General features: G+C 60.3%; 15 protein-coding genes. 2 read left to right on the forward strand and 13 right to left on the reverse strand.

The genetic code is table 11. The features are described from left to right. Positions 1 to 184 precede the first annotated feature (184 nt). Entirely contained in the window at positions 185 to 1,219 is a 1,035-nt protein-coding gene (locus tag VC35_RS14725) for an alpha/beta fold hydrolase (protein ID WP_046041035.1), read from the forward strand. Between the two features lie 117 nt (positions 1,220 to 1,336). Here the strand turns inward: VC35_RS14725 and aauR are convergent, their stop codons facing one another. The 7 genes from aauR to VC35_RS14760 all read right to left on the reverse strand — a co-directional run bounded on the left by aauR (position 1,337) and on the right by VC35_RS14760 (position 10,110). After that, positions 1,337 to 2,665: a two-component response regulator AauR gene (aauR, locus tag VC35_RS14730; RefSeq protein WP_046041037.1), complete on the reverse strand. Its 1,329-nt coding sequence runs from the start codon at positions 2,663 to 2,665 to the stop codon at positions 1,337 to 1,339. Continuing rightward, positions 2,662 to 4,563: a two-component sensor histidine kinase AauS gene (gene aauS, locus VC35_RS14735; RefSeq protein WP_046041038.1), complete on the reverse strand. Its 1,902-nt coding sequence runs from the start codon at positions 4,561 to 4,563 to the stop codon at positions 2,662 to 2,664. Before aauS ends, aauR begins: the two co-directional genes overlap by 4 nt. A gap of 223 nt (positions 4,564 to 4,786) precedes the next feature. Further along, positions 4,787 to 5,521, reverse strand: coding sequence for an amino acid ABC transporter ATP-binding protein (locus VC35_RS14740; RefSeq protein WP_007985725.1), 735 nt, complete (start codon positions 5,519 to 5,521; stop codon positions 4,787 to 4,789). Then, entirely contained in the window at positions 5,518 to 6,189 is a 672-nt protein-coding gene (locus tag VC35_RS14745; RefSeq protein WP_046041040.1) for an amino acid ABC transporter permease, read from the reverse strand. Before VC35_RS14745 ends, VC35_RS14740 begins: the two co-directional genes overlap by 4 nt. Continuing rightward, the gene (locus tag VC35_RS14750) at positions 6,189 to 6,935 is read right to left on the reverse strand and encodes an amino acid ABC transporter permease (protein WP_046041041.1); all 747 of its coding nucleotides are present in this window, start codon (positions 6,933 to 6,935) and stop codon (positions 6,189 to 6,191) included. Before VC35_RS14750 ends, VC35_RS14745 begins: the two co-directional genes overlap by 1 nt. Before the next feature lie 354 nt (positions 6,936 to 7,289). Then, on the reverse strand, positions 7,290 to 8,204 hold the full coding sequence (locus tag VC35_RS14755; protein WP_046041277.1) for a glutamate/aspartate ABC transporter substrate-binding protein: 915 nt from the start codon (positions 8,202 to 8,204) through the stop codon (positions 7,290 to 7,292). 277 nt (positions 8,205 to 8,481) lie between these two features. After that, the gene (locus VC35_RS14760) at positions 8,482 to 10,110 is read right to left on the reverse strand and encodes a glucan biosynthesis protein D (protein WP_046041042.1); all 1,629 of its coding nucleotides are present in this window, start codon (positions 10,108 to 10,110) and stop codon (positions 8,482 to 8,484) included. Between the two features lie 417 nt (positions 10,111 to 10,527). On the opposite strand from VC35_RS14760, the gene VC35_RS14765 reads away from it, so the two are divergent. Then, entirely contained in the window at positions 10,528 to 10,713 is a 186-nt protein-coding gene (locus tag VC35_RS14765) for a hypothetical protein (protein ID WP_046041279.1), read from the forward strand. A gap of 305 nt (positions 10,714 to 11,018) precedes the next feature. Here VC35_RS14765 and VC35_RS14775 read toward each other — a convergent pair whose 3' ends face one another. The 6 genes from VC35_RS14775 to VC35_RS14800 form a co-directional block, all read right to left on the reverse strand. Further along, positions 11,019 to 11,525: a BRO-N domain-containing protein gene (locus tag VC35_RS14775; protein WP_046041044.1), complete on the reverse strand. Its 507-nt coding sequence runs from the start codon at positions 11,523 to 11,525 to the stop codon at positions 11,019 to 11,021. 405 nt (positions 11,526 to 11,930) lie between these two features. Further along, positions 11,931 to 13,415, reverse strand: a complete 1,485-nt coding sequence (locus VC35_RS14780) for an APC family permease (RefSeq protein ID WP_046041047.1) — start codon at positions 13,413 to 13,415, stop codon at positions 11,931 to 11,933. 206 nt (positions 13,416 to 13,621) lie between these two features. Continuing rightward, a complete protein-coding gene (locus tag VC35_RS14785; protein WP_046041049.1) occupies positions 13,622 to 15,046 on the reverse strand; it encodes a gamma-aminobutyraldehyde dehydrogenase in 1,425 nt (474 codons plus the stop codon). A gap of 169 nt (positions 15,047 to 15,215) precedes the next feature. Next, on the reverse strand, positions 15,216 to 16,025 hold the full coding sequence (locus VC35_RS14790; protein ID WP_046041051.1) for an ABC transporter permease: 810 nt from the start codon (positions 16,023 to 16,025) through the stop codon (positions 15,216 to 15,218). Further along, positions 16,015 to 16,962 (reverse strand): ABC transporter permease, encoded by a 948-nt coding sequence (locus VC35_RS14795; protein ID WP_046041053.1) that lies wholly within the window; start codon positions 16,960 to 16,962, stop codon positions 16,015 to 16,017. The genes VC35_RS14790 and VC35_RS14795 overlap by 11 nt, the downstream gene beginning before the upstream one ends. 1 nt (position 16,963) lies before the next feature. Next, positions 16,964 to 18,001 carry an ABC transporter ATP-binding protein gene (locus tag VC35_RS14800; RefSeq protein ID WP_046041054.1) on the reverse strand — a complete coding sequence of 346 codons (1,038 nt, stop codon included), beginning with the start codon at positions 17,999 to 18,001 and terminating at the stop codon, positions 16,964 to 16,966. Between the last annotated feature and the right edge of the window lie 56 nt (positions 18,002 to 18,057).

An 18,057-nucleotide genomic window follows, 5' to 3' on the forward strand; every position in this document is an offset into this window, starting at 1 on the left:
CGGTACGGGCATTAGGAGGCAGTCGTCAAAAGGGCGGGTGGTACATAGTTATCGCGAGGCCGAATTTGACGCCTGATGACCGCTCGGCACTCTTCATCAAACTGTCATGGAACTGTGGCAGCGCGCTTGAACAAACTTCATCAGACTCGCGCTCTACTGGGGTTCTGCGTTTTGGTGTTTTTTCATGGGTGCTTCATTCCTTTCACGAATCGTATTGTTGGCCGCGCTGTTGTTCGGCCTGCCGTCCCTGGCGGCTTCGCGTTGTGACGTCAATGTTCCTACCGAACGGGTGGATCTGGCCCAGGTAAGCCTGGCGTACCAGAGCATCGGCCGTGCGTCGGATCCGGCATTGCTGCTGGTGATGGGCCTGGGCGGGCAGTTGATTCACTGGCCGGACGAGGTGGTGGTTGCCCTATGCCAGCAGGGGTTCCGGGTGATCCGCTATGACAACCGCGATGTCGGCCTGTCGACCTGGCGGCAAGCACCGGCTGAAGCCAACCTGACCTTCGAAGTGCTGCGCTACAAACTCGGATTGCCAGTGTCGTCACCGTATTCGCTGACCGACATGGCCGAGGATGGCCTGGGCTTGATGGACGCCTTGCACATCGACCAATTCCACGTGTTGGGCGCCAGCATGGGCGGGATGATCGCCCAGCACATGGCGGCCATGGCACCGCAAAGGGTCGAGAGCCTGACCCTGATCATGACCTCCTCCGGCGCCGAAGGCTTGCCGGCGCCGAGTGCGGCGCTGGTGCAGTTGTTGGCCCGGCGCGGCGCACCGAACCGCGAAGTGGCCCTGGAGCAACAGGCCGACTTGCTGGCGGCGCTGGGCAGCCCGATGGTCACCGATGATCGTCAGGCGCTGCTGCATCAGGCGGCACTGTCCTATGACCGGGCGTTCAATCCCGAGGGCGTGAAACGCCAGATCATGGCCATTCTCGCCGAACCGAGCCGGGTGACCCTGCTCAACCAGTTGCGGGTGCCGGCGCTGGTGGTGCATGGCACGGCCGACCCGCTGCTGCCGGTGATGCACGGGGTGCATCTGGCGGCGCATCTGCGTGGCAGTCAGTTGATCCTGATTCCGGGCCTGGCCCATCGTTTCCAGGAGGCGTTCAAGGCGCCATTACTGGCGGCGGTGTTGCCGTACTTGCGCGAGCACCGTGAAGACACTTCGCACTGGGCGCAGATCGAGCCTGTGGCCGATCGCAATCTCCTCTAACCCCCGATCACCTGTAGGAGCGAGCCTGCTCGCGAAAGCGGTGTTTCAGCCAACGATGATATCGACTGACCCGGCGCTATCGCGAGCAAGCTCGCACACAGGAGAATGCATGGTCCATCAGTGGCTCAACCCGTACTTCTTTACCTTGTCGAACAGCGTGGTTTTGGCCATGCCCAGTTCCTGGCTGGCCTGTGTCAGGTTGCCGCCGCTGCGTTGCAAGGCGTCGCTGAGCAGGTTGCGCTCGAACGCTTCCACCGCTTCGGCAAAGGCCAAGCCCTGATTGCTGGCGCCGGCACCGGTTTTCTTGAACGCCGGCAGGCCCAGGGCAAAGCGCTCGGCAACGTTGCGCAGTTCACGCACGTTACCCGGCCAGTCGTGGCTCATCAGGTTCGAAACGGTCTGGTTGTCCAGTTCCGGCACCGTGCGGTCGAAGCGTAGGGACGATTGCTGCAAAAAGTGTTCGAACAGTTGCAGGATGTCCTCGCGGCGCTCACGCAGCGGCGGCAGTTCCAGGGTCACCACGTTGAGGCGGTAATACAGGTCGCTGCGGAACTCGCCGGCCTTGCTTGACTCGGCGAGGTCGGATTTGGTCGCTGCGATGACGCGGCAATCCACCGCTACGCTCTGGTTCGAACCGAGGCGCTCGAGGGTGCGTTCCTGTAATACCCGCAACAATTTGATCTGCAAGGGCAGGGGCATGCTTTCCACTTCGTCGAGGAACAGCGTGCCGCCGTCGGCGTGTTCGATCTTGCCGATCCGCCGTTTGCCTGCGCCGGTAAAGGCGTTGGCTTCGTGGCCGAATATTTCACTTTCGAACAGGTTCTCCGGCAGGCCACCGCAGTTCAAGGCGACGAACTGCTTGGTGTGCCGCCGACTGAAATCGTGCAGGCAACGCGCAACCAATTCCTTGCCGGTGCCGGTCTCGCCTTCGATCAGCACATTGGCCGAGGTATCGGCAACGTTGGCGATCAGTTCCCGCAGGTTCTGCATGGCCGGCGAGCGACCGATGATCCGTCCTTCGAGGGAATCACGCTCGGCCAGTTGCCGACGCAACGACGAGACTTCCCGCGCCAGGCTACGTTGCTCCAGGGCGCGGCGGGCGACATCCACCAGACGCTCTGGGGAGAACGGCTTTTCCATGAAGTCGTAGGCGCCTTTCTGCATCGCGCCGACGGCCATGGAAATGTCGCCGTGCCCGGTAATCAGTACCACCGGCAGGCTGCGGTCGCGCTCCTTGAGTCGCGTCAGCAATTCCAGGCCATCGATGCCCGGCAGGCGGATGTCGCTGACGACGATGCCGGCGAAGTTGTCGCCGACCCGCTCCAGGGCTTCTTCGGCGCTGCCCACGCCAATGCAGGGAATGTCTTCCAGGGTCAGCGCCTGTTGGCAGCCGAGCAGCACATGGGGGTCGTCTTCGACGATCAATACACTAAGGTCGTTGTTCATATTGGCTCGGCGGGAGTGGGGCTTACCAACGGTAAACTGAGGACGAATGCGGTACCACCGCTGGCCGGGTGCTCGACACCCAGATGACCGCCGGTGGCGGCGGCCAGGCTGGCGGACAGGGTCAGGCCCAGGCCCAGGCCCTGTTCGCCGGGTTTGGTGGTGAAGAACGGTTCGAACAGGTGCTTGCGCGCTTCGGCGTCGATGCCGTGGCCGTTGTCACGTACGCGCAGGCGGTATTTGCCATCGAACGCTTCGCCTTCGAGCCACAGCTCGGGTTGCGGCTGCGCTTGCATGGCGTCGAGGGCGTTGCCAATCAGGTTGACCAGAATCTGCTCCAGGCGGGTCTGGTCGATCTGCACCTGCACATCGGTGAAATCGCGGTGCAGTTGCAGGTGAATGTTTTCCACCCGGCCGCCGAGCAATTGCAAGGCGGCGTCCACGCCTTTGCCGAGGCAGGCCTGACCCTTGTCGTCCCCGCGCCGGGCAAACGAGCGCAGGCTGGCGGTGATCCGGCCCATGCGGTCGATCAGTTCGTTGATGGTCTTGAGGTTGGTGCTGGCCACGTCGAGCTGGCCGCGCTCGAGGAAGCGTACGGTATTGCCGGACAAGGTGCGCAGCGCCGCCAGCGGCTGGTTCAGTTCGTGGGCGATGCTGGTGGACATCTGGCCGATGGCCGCGAGTTTTCCGGCCTGTACCAGTTCATCCTGGGCGCGGCGCAACGTCTCTTCGGCGAGCCGGCGTTCGCGAATCTGCCCCTTGAGCCGTTCGTTGCTGGCGCGCAGGTCGGTGGTGCGTTCGGTAATCCGACGCTCCAGCTGATTGTTGGCTTCCTGCAAGGCTTCCCGGGCCGCAAGACGGGTGGCGATTACCTTGCGTCGCTCGTTCCAGGCGATCAACAGGAAGGCGAAGAGGGCAAACGCCACGGCCACCAGAATCCCCTGATTGATCGCTTCGCGGCGCAGATCCTGCAGCGGCGTGAGCAGGGTGAAATTCCACGGCGTATCGCTCAACGGCCGGGTTTGCGCCAGGTAGCTGATGTTTTCATCGTCGGACACCAGTTCGCTGTTGGCCGGGAACGTGAGTTTCTCCACGCCTTCGGACAGGGTTTCCCGGGCCAGCGGCTGCAGTTCATTGAGGGGGAACCAGTAGTACTGCAGGCTGCGGGCGAGTTTTTCCTTGGTTTCTTCGCTCAGCGGCACCACCGATTTCAAGCGCCGCGCCGGATCGCTGGACAGAATGATGATGCCGTTTTCATCGCTGACGAAGGCTTCCAGGCGTGCCCGTTGCCAGCGTTCTTCCATGGCTTCCAGGCGGACCTTGACCACGGCGACGCCGATGATCTTGCCGTGTTCTTCCAGGCCATGGGCCAGGTAGTAACCGGGTTCGCCATTGGTACTGCCGATGCCGTAGAAGCGTCCGGGCTGACCGCGCACGGCGTTCTGGAAATAGGCACGGAAGGACAGGTCTTCACCCAGGTAACTGTCGACATCGCGCCAGTTGCTGGTGGCCATGACGCGGCCGGTGGTGTCCATCACGTAGATGGCCCGACTGCGGCTGCGCCGGTTCAGGCCTTCGAGGTAATCGTTGACCGTCTGCCGGTGTTCCGGAGTCGGGTCGGCCAGCAACTGCGAAACGCTGGTTTCGAGTTCCAGCAGGCTGGGCAGGTAGGTGTATTTGCTGATTTCGCTTTCGACGGCGCGGGCGTGCAGTTCCAGCTGGCGCTGGCCGTTTTCGCTGAGGCTGCGGATGCCGTAGTGTTCACTGATCCAGAAGCCGATAAAGCCCAGGCCGATCATCATGGCGATGATCAGCGGCGGCAGGAACAAATGACGAACCAGACGGGGTTTCACGGCGAGTGATGGCGACGCTGCGCGATAAAGAGTGGGGTCGCATTTCATCACAGATGCCTTGGGTCAACCAGCATGGCAACGGGCTTGCTCTGGTTTCCTGCCGAACGCGGAACCTGTGGCGAGGGAGCTTGCTCCCGCTCGGCTGCGAAGCAGTCGTAAAACCGATAAATGCGGTGTGTCAGACACAATGCATTTTCAGGTTTTTGGGCCGCTGCGCGACCCAGCGGGAGCAAGCTCCCTCGCCACAAGGGCAATCCAGTTACCGTCTTTCTTAGTGCTGCAGAATCTTGTTGAGGAAGTGCTGCGTGCGATCGGCACGGGCGTTGATGTCACCGAAGAACTCTTCTTTCTTACAGTCTTCGATGATCTTGCCGGCGTCCATGAAGATCACCCGGTCGGCCACTTTACGGGCGAAACCCATTTCGTGGGTCACGCACATCATGGTCATGCCTTCGTGGGCCAGTTGCACCATCACGTCGAGCACTTCGTTGACCATTTCCGGGTCGAGCGCCGAGGTCGGTTCGTCGAACAGCATGACGATCGGGTCCATCGCCAACGCACGGGCAATCGCCACACGCTGCTGCTGACCACCGGACAGTTGGCCCGGATGCTTGTGGGCGTGGGCCGAGAGACCGACGCGTTCGAGCAGTTGCAGGCCTTTCTTGGTGGCTTCTTCCTTGCTGCGGCCCAACACCTTGATCTGCGCGATGGTCAGGTTTTCGGTGATGGTCAGGTGCGGGAACAGCTCGAAGTGCTGGAACACCATGCCCACGCGGGAACGCAGTTTCGGCAGGTTGGTCTTCGGATCGGCGATGGAGGTGCCGTCGACCACGATGTCGCCTTTCTGGAACGGTTCCAGGGCGTTGACGCACTTGATCAGGGTCGATTTGCCGGAACCGGATGGCCCGCACACCACGATCACTTCGCCTTTTTTGACCTCGGTGCTGCAATCAGTCAGTACCTGGAAGTCCCCATACCACTTGTTGATGCTTTTGATAGAGATCATACGGCGAACCTTTTTTGCAGACGCTTGACCAGCTGCGAGGCGGCAAAGCTGATGGTGAAGTACACGAGACCCGCGAAAATCAGGAACTCATTGGAGCGGCCAATGATGTCGCCACTGGCGCGCGAAGCATTGAGGAAGTCCACCAGGCCGACGGCGTAGACCAGCGAGGTGTCCTGAAACAGGATGATGCTCTGCTGCAGCAGCAGCGGTGTCATCTTGCGGAACGCTTGCGGCAGGATGATCAGGCGCATCATCTGCCCGTAAGTCATGCCCAGCGCCTGGGCAGCGCCCATCTGGCCTTTTGGAATCGACTGCACACCGGCACGGACGATTTCGCAGAAGTACGCCGCTTCGAACATCATGAACGCCACGATGCAGGAGGCAAATGCGCCGATCGGCGTGTCTTCGCCGGTGATCCAGCGCAGCACGAACGGTACCGCCAGGTAGAACCAGGTGATCACCAGCAGCAGCGGGATCGAGCGGAAATAGTTGACGTAGGCGCCGGCCAGGTTCGACAGCAGTTTGTTGTGCGACAGACGGCACAGCGCCAGGACGGTGCCGAGGATGATGCCGCCGATCACGCCCATGGCCATTAGCTTGAGGGTCATGATCATGCCGTTCCACAGGCCCGGCAGGGACGGGATGATGCCCGAGAAGTCGAATTCCATCATTTACCCCCTACGGAGATCAGGCCCGGTACGGCGACTTTCTTCTCGACCAGGCGCATCAGCAACATCAGGCTCATGTTCAGGGTGAAGTAGATCAGCGTTGCCAGGGTAAAGGCTTCGAACAGGTTGGCGGAGAACTCGGCGGTCTGTTTGGTCTGCGCGAGCAATTCCATCAAGCCGATCAGCGAGGCCACGGAGGTGTTCTTGAAGACGTTCAGGAATTCCGAGGTAAGCGGCGGAATGATGATCCTGTAGGCCTGGGGCAGCAGCACGTTCCAGTAGATCTGCGGCAGCTTGAAACCCATGGCGCGGGCCGCGGATTCCTGGCCTTTTGGCAGGGCCTGGATACCGGTGCGCACCTGTTCGCAAACCCGGGCGGTAGTGAACAGGCCCAGGCACACGACGACGCTGAGGAAGGCCGAGGTGGTCGGGTTCAGATCCTGCTTGTACCACTCTTGCAGGTCCGCCGGCAGCAGGTCGGGTACCAGGAAGTACCAGATGAACAGCTGAACCAGCAGCGGCACGTTACGGAAGAGTTCGACGTAGCAGGTGGCGATGCCCGATACGATGCGATTCGGCACGGTACGCATGACGCCCAGGACCGAGCCCAATGTCAGGGCGATGATCCAGGCCGCGATAGCGATGCCGATGGTCCAGCCCAGGCCGGTCACGTACCAGTCGAAATAGGTTTCGCTGCCCACGCCGGTGGACTTGAAGAACACGCCCCAGTCCCAGTTGTAATTCATTAGGGTCTCCCCTCAGTTCAATCGATGTACAAGTGCCCGCTTGGGGGAAGCTCCGTTCCCGCCCGACCCAGGTGGCCTGTGTGGTCAGTTCTGTTAGCTCAACTTCGGCACCAGAAGTCCATATCCTTCGTTGCTGTTCCTCGCCATAGCGGGCTATGACTCGTCACAGCGCCTTGGCTATGAACTTCTGGCATCCGAATTTGAGCTAACGAACTAACCGTACAGGCCACTTCGATCAGGCACACGCCCCCGGCTCGACAGCCACCGGTTCGAGTGTTTCCAAAAAATGCCAGCAGGAAGTGACCACCTCCTGAAAGGGCCAGGGCCCTCTCAGGAGATAAGGTTAGTCAGAAATCAGGACTTCTTGTCGTCAGCCGCTTTATCAGTCGGTTTGGCGATCAGGGCCTTGAGTTCGTCGCTCATCGGGAAGTTCAGGTTCAGGCCTTTTGGCGGGATTGGTTGCATGAACCATTTTTCGTAGATCTTGTTGATCTCGCCCGATGCGTAGGTGGCCTTGATGGCGTCATCCACAGCCTTTTTGAACGGCTCGTCGCCTTTGCGCACCATGCAGCCGTAGATTTCGTAGGACTGTGGAGTGCCGGTCACGGCCCAGTCGCTTGCCTTCTTGGCCTTGGCGGCTTCACCGGCCAGCAGGGCGTCGTCCATCATGAAAGCCACTGCACGGCCGGTTTCCAGCATCTGGAACGACTCGCCGTGGTCTTTGGCGGAGATGACGTTCATGCCCATCTGCTTGTCGGCGTTCATCGCCTTGAGGATGCGCTCGGACGTGGTGCCGGCGGTGGTCACGACGTTCTTGCCGGCCAGGTCAGGGAAATCCTTGTACTTGGAGTCTGCCTTGGACAGCAGGCGAGTACCGATTTCGAAGATGCCAACGGAGAAGTCAACTTGCTGCTGACGCTCGACGTTGTTGGTGGTGGAACCGCACTCGAGGTCCACGGTGCCGTTCTGCACCAGCGGGATACGGGTCTGCGAGGTCACCAGGTTGTACTTGACCTGGAGGTTCGGCATGTCGAGGTCTTTTTTCAACGCTTCGACGACTTTCAACTGGATGTCGTGGGAGTAGCCGACCGGTTTGCCGGAAGCGTCTGCAATGTAGGAAAACGGAATGGAAGCGTCGCGATGGCCCAGGGTGATGGTGCCGGACTCTTTGATCTTCTTCAGGGTGCCGGTGAGTTCGGCGGCGAAAACTGGCGTGCTGATCAGAGCGGCAGCAATGGCTGCGCCCAGGATGTGGGGAACGATGCGCATCAAATTTTCCTCGACATTGTTTTTTTTATGGAGCCAGTTCATCGGCCCTTTTGTGCTGCAAAACACCTGAGCGCTATTGAGAGTCGGCGCAAAGGACATTCGTCGAAGAAGTGTAGAGCATGACTCGTGCCAGACCAGTCTCAATTGATCAAGTAATTGATTTATAAGGAAATTAAATATTTTTCGCGTTGAAATTTCAGTGAGATGGTCCGGTTAACCGAACCGACCCGCAGGTCGCGTTCGGAAAACCGAATGGTGGCTGGGTGCTACTCGGGTGTCAGGTGTATTTGCGCTTGTCCGGCGCTGGCGGGAAGTACTGATACAACCAGGTTTCACTCAACGTGCGGTCGTTGGTGCGGATGAACAGCCGCAGCTCGACAGGCTCGACGCTGTCACTGGTCGGGTACCAGTCAAACAGGATGCGGTAGCCTTTGATGTCATCGAGCTTGAGCACGCTGAAATCCTTGACCTCGCCGTTCGAGCAAGTGACTACAGGCTCGATGCCCGCGCCTTCAGGCAAGCGGTCCAAGCCGCCGCCGGTGAAGTCCACGGCAAAACGACGGGCCCAGACTGGTGGGTAATGTTCGCCTGGTGCCCAGCCTTCGGTGAAACCGCCCATGCCCGAACGGGTCGCGTTGACCCGTGCCAACGGCGTTCCGACTGGCGGCAATGCGCTCCAGTACAGCTTGTAGCCGTAGTTCAGCGAATCCCCCGCAGCCACCGGTTTCTTCGGCGTCCAGAAAGCGACGATGTTGTCCATGGTCTCGCCGGTGGTCGGGATCTCCAGCAGATCGATTGAGCCTTCGCCCCACGCGGTGGTCGGTTCTACCCACAGGCTCGGGCGGCGGCTGTACCAGTCGACGGTGTCCTGATAGCTGGCGAACTCGTGGTCGGTCTGCACCAGGCCGAAGCCCTTCGGGTCGGTATCGGCGAAGGCATTGAATTGCAGGGTGGCCGGGTTGTTCAGCGGGCGGCAGATCCACTCGCCATTGCCGCGCCACATGGCCAGGCGGTCGGAGTCGTGGATTTGCGGGTGAATGGTGTCGCACATGCGGCGCTCGTGGGTGCCGCAACTGAACATGCTGGTCATTGGCGCGATGCCCAGTTGGTCGATGGCGGTGCGTGCGTTGACGTGGGCATCGATCTCCATCACCACGCGCTCGGCCTGGCAGTCGATATCGAAGCGGTAGGCACCGGTGGCGCTCGGCGAGTCGAGCAAGGCGTAGACCACGAAGCGGGTGCTGTCCTTGTCCGGCGTCTCGAACCAGAACTTGGTGAAGTCGGGAAACTCTTCGCGCTTCTTGGCGTAGGTGTCGATGGCCAGTCCGCGGGCCGACAAGCCGTACTGGCCGGTGGCGTCCACCGCACGGAAATAGCTGGCGCCGAGGAAGGACACGACGTCGTGCTTGTCCAGTTCCGGGGCCTTGAACAGCTTGAAGCCGGAGAAACCCAGGTCGCCCTTGAGCTGCGCGGTGTCGACCGTGGTGTTTTCATAGTTGAACAGCGACGGGCGGAAATGCACCTCGCGGGCCATGCGGGTTTTCGGATCGACGCTGTACATGCGCACTGGCTGCTTGAAGCCCATGCCGACATGGAAGAACTGCACGTCCAACTGGCCCTTGAGCTCTTTCCACAACGAATGATTGCCGTCGTAGCGGATCGCATTGAAGTTCTGCGGCGTCATGGTCGCCAGGGTCGGCGGCAACTGCTGCTTGGTGTCCTGGTAGCGATTGCTGGCGAGCTGTTTGGCCTGGAGCTTGAGCGCCTCGAAATCGAACGCGGTGGCCTCGCCATCAGCGGTGCCGCCGCTGGCGGCCCAGGCCTTGGCGGCCAACAGGCCCGTGGCGGACAAACCGGTGTAGGCCGCGATGGCCATGGAGGCTTTGAGCAAGTTCCTGCGGTGCATAAATACAACCTGTCGTGAACAATCCCGCGCCGTTCCTGGCACGTGCTGGATCAGAAATATCGGTTCGGACATGCCTTCGGCCAAACGCAACGGACTTTTAAACAGATGCCCGACAGCTTAAACCGTTCGATTGCAGAGCAAAATTGATTGATGGCACTGCGCCGGCTCGGCAATGAAACAAGACATGTCGGGAAACAATTCCGACAGGGGCTTCTGATTTACAGGGCATTTCTGCTTTTTTCGACTAATTACTCTAAAAACCGCTTTTCAGCGCCCGGAATATTTCTATTCTGTACACATGACCGGTTTATGCCCGAAAGACCGGTGCGGTTCAGTCGGCACATTGCGGCTGCTGAAAAGGGGGAGGGCGATGCGTTTTTTTTGCAGTTTTCTTTGACGTTTAGAAGGACATCGTCCATGTCGAAAGTACAAGGCATCACCGAAATGTTGGGAATCTTTCCGTGTCTGGCCCTGGGGCGACGAAGACGCCGGCTCAATAGCGAGGAAATGAAACTGGTGGAACGCTATCGGGAACTGTCGGAGAGCGACAGGATCGCGATGAGGTATCTGGTGGATGCGATGAGGAGTGTTTCGCGGTTTTGAGCAGGGCGGGTTACCGTGAGAGCCATTTGGCCTTCACGGTGGCCAGGCTGGTTAACCTGCCTGCATCAGCGTCGGCTATGCCAGCGTCTATTGCTGGCTGTCGGACAGATTGCTGGTCGAGCTTATGGAGATACGCTTCTGCAAACGAGCTATCACATGGAATCATTTCGATGATGTTTCGTTTGTCGCTGCGAGTCTCGTTCATGTGGATGTAACTCATTCAGCAGGACAATTAATTGAGAGGACTCAAACCAAAGGGACGGACTGTGAAGTCTGTCCCTTTTTGATCAGCTCGATTTATCCCTTCAACGGCAAGTGCCCGCGATTGGGAAGGGGCGCTGTACCTGCATCAGCTCAGGCATGTCTCGCCACTTGATCCAGGCGTGATGTTGGTAATGCAGCAAGGGCACCGAAACTCCGGCCCAATTCAAGGAGCTCAGGCTTGGCAGGTTTTCCACAGGCTCTGATTTCGCATCACGCAGCGAGGGAATGACTTCGTTGCTCAACCACTGGCGCAGATTGCGGTTTTCCGGGGCGAAGTGGTGGACCAGCAAGGCGTACATGCCTGATTCGCTGACCATCAGGGTTTCGACCGTTTTGCCGTCTTTGCGCAGCCAGACGGTGCGACGTTGGTCGGGGTCGAGTTTCAGGGTCAGGCGTTCATTGAGTGGTTTGCCCATCAAGCGACCCAGATCCTGGGCACAGAACCAAGCTTGGTTGTTTTGCATGAAGGCGTGGAGGAAACGGTTGTGGCGGGTGAAGACGGAGGGATCGAAATAGGGAAGAGGCGAGCTTTGAGGATGCATTGGCATGGCGTGATTTCCGTTTTGGCTTGGAAAGTCGCCACCAACCCTTCGACAGGTTGGGTGGCGGACCGAGTGACGTTCGAAGCCGGGACACTTCCAATCAAAACGGAAGCCGGAAGGCCCGCGCCACACGGCCCGCCATAAAGCAGAACTGAAGGCATAAAACAGCCACAGTTCTATGGGGGCACACGAGCACCGTTTTGACTTGTTCCGGCTTCGACTCCGGGCCGCTGATTTGGCAGCGACGGAGCAAAGCCTATCGGTCAGGCGCTCGCGGCGCCAAGTCTACTCTGGCGACACTTGTTGTAGGAAACGAGGGTTTTTCAGGAAGGCTGCGCCTGTAGGAATTTCTTGTGTCTGCACTGGGCAGAACTCGCCCCGAGATCGCACTTGATCCCGGGGCGATTTTCATTAGTGACTAACCTTCCACGCATCCCCCGCAGGTGCCGTACCGTGGTCATACGGCTTGGCGATCCACATGTAGAGCAGGCCCAGACCAATCACGATGGCAGTGCTCAGCACCATCGCGTAGTTGATGTACCACGCGGCATCCGGGGTGCGTGGCCAGGCCATGTTGATGATGGCACCGACACCATAGACCAGCGCGCCGATGTTCACCGCCCAGCCCCAGGCGCCGAGGGTGAATTTGCCACTCGGTTTCCAGCCTTTCATGCGGGCGTACAGGGCCGCAAGCACGATCATCTGGAACGCCAGGTAGATGCCGATGGCCGCGAAGCTGACGATGGTGGCGACCGCGTCTTGCAGGAAGAAGCCGAGGATGATGATCAGTGCCGGCAGGACACCGGACACGAACAGCGCGGCAACTGGAACTTGAGTTGTAGGGGAAATCTTCTTCAGCAGTCGGCTGCCGATGACCATTTCGTCACGGGCGTAGGAATACAGCAGACGACTGGCCGCCGCTTGCAGGCTGATCACGCAGGAGATGAAGGAAATCATCACCACGCCCATCACCACTTTCGAACCGACCGGGCCGAAGGCGTTGTTGAGGATGGTGGTGACCGGGTCCTTGTCGGTACCGTTGATCACCGCTTGCATGTCCGGCACGGCGAGGATCAGCGCCAGGCAGGCGAACATCGCCGCGATGCCGCCGATGTAGATGGTCATGCGCATGGCCACCGGGATTTTCTTGCTCGGGTTCGGGGTTTCTTCGGCCACGTCGCCGCAAGCCTCGAAGCCGTAGTACAGGAACATCCCCGCCAGCGAGGCGGTGAGGAAGGCCGGCAGGTACGAGCCGTCGACGCTGATATCGAAGGTGTTGAACAACACACTGATGGGTTGATGGCGCTCGAAAATCAGCAGGTAAACGCCGACGATCACCGCGCCCACCAGTTCGCAGAGGAAGCCGAACATGGCGATTCGCGCCAGCACTTTGGTGCCGCTGAGGTTGACCAGGGTGGCGAACAGCGTCAGGAACAGGGCGATGATGATGTTGGTGTTGTTGCTCGGCTCAAAGCCCATCATGGCGGCGAGGTACGGACCGGCACCCACTGCAACCGCCGCGATAGTGACGCACAGGGCGATGGAGTAGATCCAGCCGACGATCCACGCCCAGCGTTTGCCCACCAAGCGGCGAGCCCAGGGGTACACACCGCCGGAAATCGGGAACTGCGAAACCACTTCGCCGAAGATCAGGCACACCAGCAGTTGGCCGCAACCGACCAGCAAGTAAGCCCAGAACATCGGTGGCCCGCCGGCGGCGAGGCACAGGCCGAAGAGGGTATAAACCCCTACGACCGGAGACAGATAAGTGAAGCCCAGGGCGAAGTTTTCCCACAGGCTCATGCTGCGATTGAAGTTGGAGGTGTAACCGAGTTTGCGCAGTTGCTCGGCATCGCTGTCGGCAAGGGCTGCAGAGAGATCGGGTGATGCACTCATGTGTGATTGCTCCGGAAAATCGGCAGATTTCGGATGTCCGAAACCGTGACGGGGCTTTGGGAGCGCCGCCCGGATCGGTGGTTATTGTTTTGTCTTCTTTGGGGTGGAGCCTGGTGGTGCTGGGTACCGGCTTCTTCCTTGGAACCGTGGTGACGCCTTCGCGAGCAAGCCCGCTCCCACAGGGATCGGGTTTGCCTGAAAGGTTTTTAGTGCTTGAACATCACATGCCGCACAACGGTGTAGTCCTCCAGCCCGTACATGGACATGTCCTTGCCATAGCCGGACAGTTTCTGACCGCCGTGGGGCATTTCGCTGACCAGCATGAAGTGCGTGTTGACCCAGGTGCAGCCGTACTGCAAGCGCGCTGCCAGGCGATGGGCGCGGCCGACGTTGGCGGTCCACACGGAGGAGGCCAGGCCGTAGACCGAGTCGTTGGCCCAACCCAGCACCTGCGCTTCATCGCTGAATTTGGTCACCGACACCACTGGCCCGAACACTTCGCGACGGACGATTTCGTCGTCCTGTTGTGCATCGGCCAACACGGTCGGTTCGAAGAAGAAGCCATTGCCCTCAACCGCCTTGCCGCCGGTGATCAAACGAATGTGCGGCTGGGCGATGGCGCGCTCGACGAAACCGGCCACGCGGTCGCGGTGTTGCGCGGTGATCAGCGGGCCGAGTTCGGTCGATGGATCATCCTGCAAGCCGTACTTGATGCTGCTGACGGCGGCGCCGAGTTTCTCGACGAACTTGTCGTAGATGCCTGCCTGGGCATAGATGCGGCAGGCAGCGGTGCAGTCTTGCCCGGCGTTGTAGAAACCGAAGGTGCGGATGCCTTCGACGGCGGCGTCAATGTCGGCGTCGTCGAAGATGATCACCGGGGCCTTGCCGCCCAGTTCCATGTGCATGCGTTTGACGCTGTCGGCGGTGCTGGAAATGATGTTCGAACCGGTGGCAATCGAACCGGTCAGCGACACCATGCGCACTTTCGGGTGGTTCACCAGCGGGCTGCCGACGGTAGGACCACGGCCGAACACCAGGTTGAGCACACCGGCCGGGAAGATCTCCGACGCCAGCTCGGCCAGGCGCAGGGCGGTCAGCGGGGTTTGTTCCGACGGCTTGAGCACCACGGTATTACCGGCGGCCAGGGCCGGGGCGATTTTCCAGGCGACCATCATCAGCGGGTAATTCCACGGCGCGATGGAGGCGATCACGCCCACCGGATCGCGACGGATCATCGAGGTGTGCCCTGGCAGGTATTCGCCACCGGCCGAACCGCTCATGCAACGGCTGGCGCCGGCGAAGAAACGGAACACGTCGGCAATCGCCGGGATCTCGTCGTTCAGTGCGGCGCTGTAGGGCTTGCCGCAGTTGTCCGACTCCAGTTTGGCCAGCTCTTCGCCGTGGGCTTCGATGACATCGGCGAGTTTGAGCAGCAGCAGCGAACGCTCTTTCGGCGGGGTATGCGACCAGCTGTCGAACGCGGCGTCGGCGGCGCGTACGGCGGCATCGACCTGGGCTGCGCTGGCTTCGTTGATGTCCACCAGCACACGGCCCAAGGCCGGGTTGAATACGGGTTGGGCGGGGCCTTCGCCGTCTTGCAGTTGGCCGTTGATCAAGAGTTTGGTTTGCATGGTTCTGTCCTCACTAACACTTTTATTTTTCTGCCTGAACCGGATCTAAATGTAGGAGTGAGCCTGCTCGCGATAGCGGTCATACAGTCGACATCACTATTGAATGACAGTCAGTCATCGCGAGCAGGCTCACTCCTACAGAGATTCGGTTCCTTCAGTGGTTATTCGGTTATTTCCCACCACTGCCCGCAACGCTTTCGCCGCCACGGGTCAGGTAATAGGCGCCGAGAATCGGCAGCATGGTCACCAGCATCACCAGCATCGCCACGACGTTGGTCACCGGCACATCTCGTGGGCGGCTGAGCTGGTTGAGCAGCCACAGCGGCAGGGTGCGTTCATGGCCGGCGGTGAAGGTGGTGACGATGATTTCGTCGAACGACAGGGCAAACGCCAGCATGCCGCCGGCCAGCAACGCCGAGCCGAGGTTCGGCAGGATGATGTAGCGGAAGGTCTGCCAGCCGTCGGCGCCGAGGTCCATCGAGGCCTCGATCAAACTGTGGGAGGTGCGGCGCAAGCGGGCGATGACGTTGTTGTAGACGATCACCACGCAGAAGGTCGCGTGGCCGACGATGATGGTGAACATCCCCGGCTCGATTCCCAATGTCTTGAAGGTCGCCAGCAATGCGATCCCGGTGATAATCCCCGGCAGGGCGATCGGCAGTATCAGCATCAGCGAGATGCCTTGCTTGCCGAAGAAGTCGCGGCGATACAACGCGGCGGACGCCAGCGTGCCGAGGACCATGGCGATCAGGGTGGCAATCGAGGCGATCTGCAACGACAGCTTGATCGCTTCGAGCACGTCCGGCCGTGAGAACGCCACGCTGAGCCAATTCAGAGTGAAGCCCTTGGGTGGAAAGCTGAATGCCGCGTCTTCGGTGTTGAAGGCGTACAGGAAGATGATCAGGATCGGGAAGTGCAGGAACACTAGCCCGCCCCAAGCTGCGATTTTCAGGCCTATTGAGGCTTTCTCAGAGTGCATCGAAGGCCCCCAGTCGTTTGACGATGGACAGGTAGATGGCGATCAGCACGATCGGCACCAGGGTGAAGGCGGCGGCCATCGGCATGTTGCCGATTGCGCCTTGCTGGGCATACACCATGCTGCCGACGAAGTAGCCGGGCGGGCCGACCAGTTGCGGCACGATGAAGTCGCCCAGGGTCAGCGAGAAGGTGAAGATCGAACCTGCGGCAATGCCCGGGATCGACAGCGGCAGAATCACTTGCGTGAAGGTCTGGCGCGGCTTGGCACCGAGGTCGGCGGAGGCTTGCAGCAGCGAGGGCGGCAGGCGTTCCAGCGAGGCCTGGATCGGCAGGATCATGAACGGCAGCCAGATGTAGACGAACACCATGAAGCGGCCAAGGTGTGAGGTCGACAAGGTACTGCCGCCAACGCCCGGAATGCCCAGCACGAACTGCAGGACCGGTTCCAGCCCCAGGTGCTGCACGAACCACTGCGCCACGCCGCCCTTGGCCAGCAGCAGCGTCCAGGCGTAGGCCTTGACGATGTAACTGGCCCACATCGGCATCATCACCGCGATGTAGAAGAACGCCTTGGTTTTGCCGGTGGTGTAGCGCGCCATGTAGTAGGCAATCGGGAACGCGACGATGGCGCTGGCAATCGACACCACAATCGCCATGCCCAGGGTGCGCAGGATGATGTCGAAGTTCGATGGCTGGAACAGCGCGGTGAAGTTTGCCAGGGTCAGGTCAGGGGTGACCGCCATGGTGAAGTCATCGAAGGTGTAGAAACCCTGCCACAGCAGCGTCAGCAACGAGCCAAGGTAGATCGCGCCGAACCACAGCAACGGCGGCACCAGCAGCATCGACAGGTACAGGTTCGGCCGGCGATACAACAGGTTGGAAAACCTGCGCAACGGCGAGCCGCCTGACGAGGTTTGAGTAATAGCCAAGGTGCTCATCTCACACCCCGCCTGCAAGGGTGTCGTGCAAATGGACCATCGCTTCCCGTGCCCAGCGTGCGCTCAGGCGCTGCCCGGTCTGGTGTTGCGAGCTGCTGTCGATCCACTGATTGTTGGCTTGGCTGATGTTCAGGGTCTGGCCGTTTTCCAGTTTCAGTTCGTAGCGGGTGGCGCTGCCCTGGTATTGGATGTCGTGGAGCAAACCGCTGACTTCAATCTCGTGGCTGGCCAGCGGGCCTTCGGCGAATCGCACGTGTTCCGGACGAATCGAGAACGGCTGCGGATTGCCACTGAGCTGCTTGGCCAAGTCGCCGCGAATCACGTTGGAGGTGCCAACGAATTCCGCCACGAAGGTGGTGGCCGGTTTCATGTACAGGTTGCGCGGGCTATCGACTTGTTCGATGCGCCCCTTGTTGAACACCGCCACCCGGTCGGACATCGACAGCGCTTCGGTCTGGTCGTGGGTGACGAAAATGAAGGTGATGCCGAGCTGGCGTTGCAGCTTCTTCAACTCGCCCTGCATTTGCTCGCGCAGTTTCAGGTCAAGGGCACCGAGGGGTTCGTCGAGCAGCAGCACCCGTGGACGGTTGACCAAGGCGCGGGCCAGGGCCACACGCTGGCGCTGACCGCCGGAGAGCTGCACCGGCTTACGTTCGCCGTAGCCGCCGAGGGCGACCATCTCCAGGGATTCTTCGGCGCGCTTGAGGCGTTCGGCCTTGCCGATGCCTTTGACTTTCAAGCCGTAGGCGACGTTGTCGCGAACGTTCATGTGCGGGAACAGCGCGTAATCCTGGAACACGGTGTTCACGTCGCGCTGGTACGGCGGCAGGCCGGCGGCCTCTTCGCCATGAATGCGGATGGAGCCTGCGCTCGGTTGTTCAAAACCGGCGATCAGGCGCAAGCAGGTGGTCTTGCCCGAGCCGGACGGCCCCAGCATGGAGAAAAACTCGCCGTCCTGGATGTCGATGGAAACCCGATCTACGGCTTTCACTTCACCGAATAGACGGGAAACGTTGGTGAACTGGACTGCAAGCGTCATGGTGCGGTGCTCCAAAAAGGCGAAGGCCGTCGCAGCGGCCCTGCCTGGACTTCTGA

Origin of the sequence: Pseudomonas fluorescens, from assembly GCF_000967965.1 — a bacterium.
In the GTDB taxonomy this organism is placed as follows: domain Bacteria; phylum Pseudomonadota; class Gammaproteobacteria; order Pseudomonadales; family Pseudomonadaceae; genus Aquipseudomonas; species Aquipseudomonas grandcourensis.